Source organism: Pseudomonas sp. G(2018) (assembly GCF_005502415.1).
GTDB lineage: Bacteria > Pseudomonadota > Gammaproteobacteria > Pseudomonadales > Pseudomonadaceae > Aquipseudomonas.
The window spans coordinates 1-5,311 of record NZ_SCOO01000076.1 but is presented as its reverse complement, the minus strand read 5'-3'; the positions used below and the strand labels follow the sequence as shown (position 1 = coordinate 5,311).

The following is a 5,311-nucleotide window of genomic DNA, read 5'->3' as shown; positions in this document are numbered from 1 at the left end:
TGCGCAAGGCAGCGCATTCTACGCGTTGACGTATCGGTCAGGAAAAGACTGTGTTGCGGATTTGTAATTTCGTTAACGCCCATCGCGAGCATTCGAGCGTCGACCGGTTGCTCCTACACAGGGATGAATTCTGCGCCTACACTGCCAACCCGCCAAAGGAGCCTGCCATGCTGATTGTTGCCGACGAAAATATTCCCCTGCTCGATGCCTTCTTCGAAGGTTTCGGCGAGATCCGCCGGGTGCCGGGACGTTCCATCGACCGAGCTACCGTCGAACAGGCCGATGTGCTGCTGGTGCGTTCGGTGACCAACGTCAACCGCGCGTTGCTTGAAGGCAGCAAGGTGCGTTTTGTCGGCACCTGCACCATCGGCACCGATCACCTGGACCTGGATTACTTTCAGCAGGCCGGTATCACCTGGTCCAGCGCGCCGGGCTGCAATGCCCGGGGCGTGGTCGACTATGTGCTCGGCAGTCTGCTGACCCTGGCCGAAATCGAAGGCGTTGACCTGACTCAACGTACCTACGGCGTGGTTGGGGCTGGCGAGGTGGGCGGGCGGCTGGTCAAGGTCCTGCAAGGCCTGGGTTGGAAGGTATTGGTCTGCGACCCGCCACGGCACGCTTTCGAGGGTGGAGATTACGTCAGCCTGGAAGAGATCATCGAGCAGTGCGACGTGATCAGCCTGCACACGCCATTGAACAAGCGTGGCAATCAGCCGACCTGGCATCTGTTTGATGAAAAACGTCTCAAGCAACTCAAGACCGGTACTTGGCTGATCAACGCCAGTCGTGGTCCGGTGGTCAATAACGCCGCCCTGCGCGATGTGCTGCTGGAGCGCGAAGATCTGCAAGCGGTGCTGGACGTTTGGGAAGGCGAGCCGGAAGTCGATGTGGCGCTGGCCGAACTCTGCGTGCTGGCGACGCCGCACATTGCCGGGTACAGCCTGGATGGCAAGCAGCGCGGCACGGCGCAGATCTATCAGGCCTACTGCGATTTTGCCGGGCAACCAGCCCGGGTCAGCTTGAGCGATCTATTGCCTGCCCCCTGGTTGTCGCAGGTGACGTTGAATGCTGAAAGCGATCCGGCCTGGGCGCTGGCAATGTTGTGCCGTGGTGTGTACGACCCGCGCCGTGACGATGCGGATTTCCGTCGCAGTCTTGTCGGCAGCGTGAGTGAACAGCGGGCGGCGTTCGATGTGTTGCGCAAGAACTACCCGTCGCGGCGCGAGATTGACGGGTTGCAGGTGCGGATCGACGGGGATGCGCCGGCATTGCGGCAGATAGTGGCGGCGTTAGGGGCAATGGCTCTCTAGAGATCGAATGGCCGCACCGCAAATCTGTCAGAAAACACCCATAAAAAACCCGGCCAACCAGGGCCGGGTCAAGAAGACGGTGGCTATATCACTTTTGTTCGGCAGGCTTGACCAATCGTTTCTCCAGGTCGCGGCACGCTTCCTGGATCATGTCTTCAGTGATCGGTACTTCGCGGCCCTTCTCATCCACAATCGAGCAACCCAGGGATTCATCTCGTTTCGGGCGGATCACTGGAACGGTGACGTCGCTGCTGTTTTGCAAGGACATGGCCTGTCTCCTCATCAGGTTGTGTGCTTACTGTAGAACCGCCAGGTGACCGGGCCGTGACTACTCCCTGCGATCGTTTCATGGCGGCAGCACCAGTCCACCAGAAATGTCGCGTCCTTGCCACCCGGACTTTAGACCAATAGCGTCTAGGCCCTAGTGTTGACGGTCATAATTAACCTGACTCATTGTGATTTACCAAGTTCCACCCCATTGAGCGGTGTAGGGTGAACCTATCAATTTTTCCGTTGTGGATGAAGCCAATGCTCTCTGTTCGACATCGCCGAGCGATCCGCCTGGCCAGCCGTTTCATCGCGCCGTATCGTTGGCACGCATTCGGTGCCTTGCTCGCGCTGGTCGTCACGGCGGGCATTACCTTGTCCATGGGGCAGGGGATCCGTTTGCTGGTGGATCAGGGCTTCATGACCCAGTCGCCGCACCTGCTCAACCAATCCATCGGCTTGTTCATGCTGCTGGTGATCGGTCTGGCGGTTGGCACTTTTTCGCGTTTTTACCTGGTGTCGTGGATCGGCGAGCGCTGCGTCGCCGACATCCGTCGCCATGTGTTCAATCATCTGATTTATCTGCACCCGGGCTTCTACGAGAACAACCGCAGTTCCGAAATCCAGTCACGACTGACCGCCGACACCACGCTGCTGCAATCGGTGATCGGCTCTTCACTGTCGATGTTCTTGCGCAATCTGCTGATGGTGATCGGCGGGATCGTCCTGCTGTTTATCACCAACCCGAAACTCACCAGCATCGTGGTGGTCGCCTTGCCGCTGGTGATCGCACCGATCCTGATCTTCGGTCGACGCGTTCGTAACCTGTCGCGCCTGAGTCAGGATCGGATCGCCGATATCGGCAGTTATGTGTCCGAAACCCTCGGGCAGATCAAGACCGTGCAGGCCTATAACCATCAGAGCCAGGACGAACGGCGTTTTGCCGCGACCGTGGAACAGGCGTTCGATACCGCGCGCAAGCGTATTTTCCAGCGGGCCTGGCTGATTACTCTGGTAATCGTACTGGTGTTGGGCGCGGTGGGCGTCATGCTCTGGGTTGGCGGCATGGATGTGATTGCCGGGCGGATTTCCGCTGGCGAACTGGCGGCGTTTGTCTTCTATAGCCTGATCGTGGGGAGTGCGTTCGGCACCTTGAGCGAGGTGATTGGCGAATTGCAGCGCGCGGCCGGTGCAGCGGAGCGGATCGCCGAATTGCTGCGTTCGGAAAACATCATCCTGCCACCGGCCACCGACCGGGTGACCTTGCCCACGCGGGTGAAGGGCGACCTGCTATTACAGGACGTGCGTTTTTCCTACCCCTCACGACCCGAAAGCTACGCGGTCGATGGCTTGAATCTGACGGTCAGGGCCGGCGAAACCCTGGCCTTGGTCGGGCCATCCGGTGCCGGCAAGTCGACGGTGTATGACTTGTTGCTGCGCTTTTACGATCCCGCCGAAGGGGGCATCCTGCTCGATGGCGTGCCACTGACAAGGCTTGACCCATTGGACTTGCGTCGCTGCTTCGCCCTGGTCTCGCAAACTCCGGCACTGTTTTTCGGCAGCATCGAAGACAACATCCGCTATGGCAATCCGACGGCGACCTTGGCGCAGGTTCAGGAAGCAGCAAAAATCGCCTACGCCCATGACTTCATCGAAGCCATGCCCAACGGTTATCAAACGCATCTGGGTGACAGTGGCCTGGGTTTGTCCGGCGGCCAGCGCCAACGCCTGGCCATCGCCCGGGCACTGCTGGTGGATGCCCCCATCCTGCTGCTCGACGAAGCCACCAGCGCCCTCGATGCCCAGAGCGAACACCTGATTCAGCAGGCCCTGCCGAGCCTGATGAAAAACCGCACCACCCTGGTCATCGCCCATCGCCTGGCCACGGTCAAAAACGCCGACCGCATTGCGGTGATGGATCAAGGCAAACTGGTGGCAGTGGGTACGCATCAGGAGTTGATTGCCAGTAATGCGTTGTATGCGCGGTTGGCGGCGTTGCAGTTCAGTGATGGGCTCAAAGCTCCGACCGACCAAGTAACCGACTAAGTGGAATACAAAAAAAAATGCCCGAATCTTTCGATCCGGGCATTTTTTATTGCGTCAGGTCGCTGCGTTACTGATCGTCAAAGTACCGCTCATGCCAATCCACCAGCGGTTGCGGTGAGTTGAGTTTCTGGCCGTAGATCACCGAGTACGATAGTACGTTCTGCACGTACTGGCGGGTTTCGTCGAACGGGATGCTTTCCACCCACACGTCGAAACTTAAATGATCCGCGCCGCGCAGCCACTGACGCACGCGACCGGGCCCAGCATTGTAGGCGGCAGAGGCGAGGACACGGTTGCCGTTGAACTGGCTGTGGACCTGGCTCAGGTACGCGGCACCGAGCTGGATGTTCTTGTCCGGTTCGAACAATTGCTGCGGCGAAGCATAAGGAATGCTGAACTTGCGTGAAGTTTCCTTGGCGGTCGCGGGCATCAATTGCATCAGGCCGCTGGCGCCGACGCTGGAGCGGGCGTCATCCATGAAGGCGCTTTCCTGACGGGTGATGGCGAACACCCAGCTTGAATGCAGGCCACGGTTCTTGGCTTCACGCACCAGGGTATTGCGGTGAGCCATCGGGAAGCGGATATCCAGATCGTCCCAATACTGCGCCTGGCTGATGGTGCGGATGGCCGGGAAATACCATTTCAGGTCGTAGGCCAGTTTTGCCTGGGCGACCATTTCGTCACGGCTGAAGTGCCGGCTGACGTGGTACCACTCGCGACGGCCATCGACGATCTGCCCGCGGGCATGGAACTCCAGGGCGCGGCGTATGCCAGGGGTGTTGCGCACCTTGTTGATGGTCGCCTGGCTCAGTACCAGCGGTTTGTTGATCAGCGAATAGGGCGACTGTGAACGGTCGGCGGCAAGGAAACCATAGAAGTCGCGCTCGCGAGCCAGGCTTTTATAGAGGTTTTGCGCTTCCGGATTCTGCGGTTGCGCCAGTTCCAGGCTGCGGGCCTGCCAGTAACGCCAGCGGTTGGTAGTGGCGAGATCCTGGGGCAGGCGGCGGGTCAGCTGATAGGCATCGTCCCAGCGGGCCAGGCGCAGGAGCAGGCGCAGGCGCCATTCGGACACGGTGTTGTCGCGCAACTCCGGGTCGTACTTGGTCATCACATCCAGCGCGCGGCTGTCGAAACGGCGTGCGAGGGTGAGGCCGATTTCCCGGGCGATCGCCACCTTTTCGTCGCGGGAAAAGTGCATGCTGCTGGCATAACCGTCAAGCAGCGCCATGGCCCTGTCCGGGTCCTGACGGGCCAGGCGGCGCAGGCCAAGGCTGACCACATCCGACATCGGCTCGTCCGCCGGGGTAAATCGCGAAGGGTTGTTGAGCAATTCGGGTTTTTGCGCCACATCGATCAACAGACGACCGCGGGGGGTGAGGGTGGTCAGGCCGTTGACCAGGCTGTTGGCCAGCGGGTAGTTGCGTGCCTGGGCGGCGAGTTTGGCGCGCTCCCAGCGTTTCTGCTCGGTCAGCTGGCCTTCGGCGGCCCACATGCCGAACAAGGCGTCGCAGGCCTCGGGCTGGGATTTACCGGTCAGCCAGAGCTTGTTGGCGTTGGCGTAGCCTTCGGACTTGAGGTTGTGACTGATCTGGTACTGCGCGTTCAGGCAGTCCAGTTCAGTGAAATTCATTTTGGGGTCGTAATACCTGACGAAGGTCGCCCAGTCGCCGCGATCGGCCAGCCAGCGC

At 60.0% G+C, this 5,311-nt stretch carries 4 protein-coding genes; 2 read left to right on the top strand and 2 right to left on the bottom strand.

Features of this window, described 5'->3' with window-relative positions:
• Positions 1 to 167: 167 nt before the first annotated feature.
• Positions 168 to 1,310: a 4-phosphoerythronate dehydrogenase PdxB gene (pdxB, locus tag FFS64_RS30990; RefSeq protein ID WP_137808441.1), complete on the top strand. Its 1,143-nt coding sequence runs from the start codon at positions 168 to 170 to the stop codon at positions 1,308 to 1,310.
• Between the two features lie 88 nt (positions 1,311 to 1,398).
• On the opposite strand, the gene FFS64_RS30985 is transcribed toward pdxB, so the two are convergent.
• Positions 1,399 to 1,578, bottom strand: a complete 180-nt coding sequence (locus FFS64_RS30985; protein WP_137808440.1) for a PA1571 family protein — start codon at positions 1,576 to 1,578, stop codon at positions 1,399 to 1,401.
• A gap of 251 nt (positions 1,579 to 1,829) precedes the next feature.
• Here FFS64_RS30985 and FFS64_RS30980 point away from each other — a divergent pair, with 251 nt between their 5' ends.
• A complete protein-coding gene (locus tag FFS64_RS30980) occupies positions 1,830 to 3,623 on the top strand; it encodes an ABC transporter transmembrane domain-containing protein (RefSeq protein ID WP_171017171.1) in 1,794 nt (597 codons plus the stop codon).
• Between the two features lie 67 nt (positions 3,624 to 3,690).
• Here the strand turns inward: FFS64_RS30980 and FFS64_RS30975 are convergent.
• On the bottom strand, positions 3,691 to 5,311 hold a 1,621-nt coding region (locus tag FFS64_RS30975; RefSeq protein WP_137808438.1), incomplete at its 5' end, for a transglycosylase SLT domain-containing protein.

Coding starts and splice junctions, on each gene's coding strand:
- FFS64_RS30985 (WP_137808440.1), bottom strand. CDS start 1,578: ATGTCCTTGCAAAACAGCAGCGACGTCACCGTTCCAGTGATCCGCCCG.
- FFS64_RS30980 (WP_171017171.1), top strand. CDS start 1,830: ATGAAGCCAATGCTCTCTGTTCGACATCGCCGAGCGATCCGCCTGGCC.
- pdxB (WP_137808441.1), top strand. CDS start 168: ATGCTGATTGTTGCCGACGAAAATATTCCCCTGCTCGATGCCTTCTTC.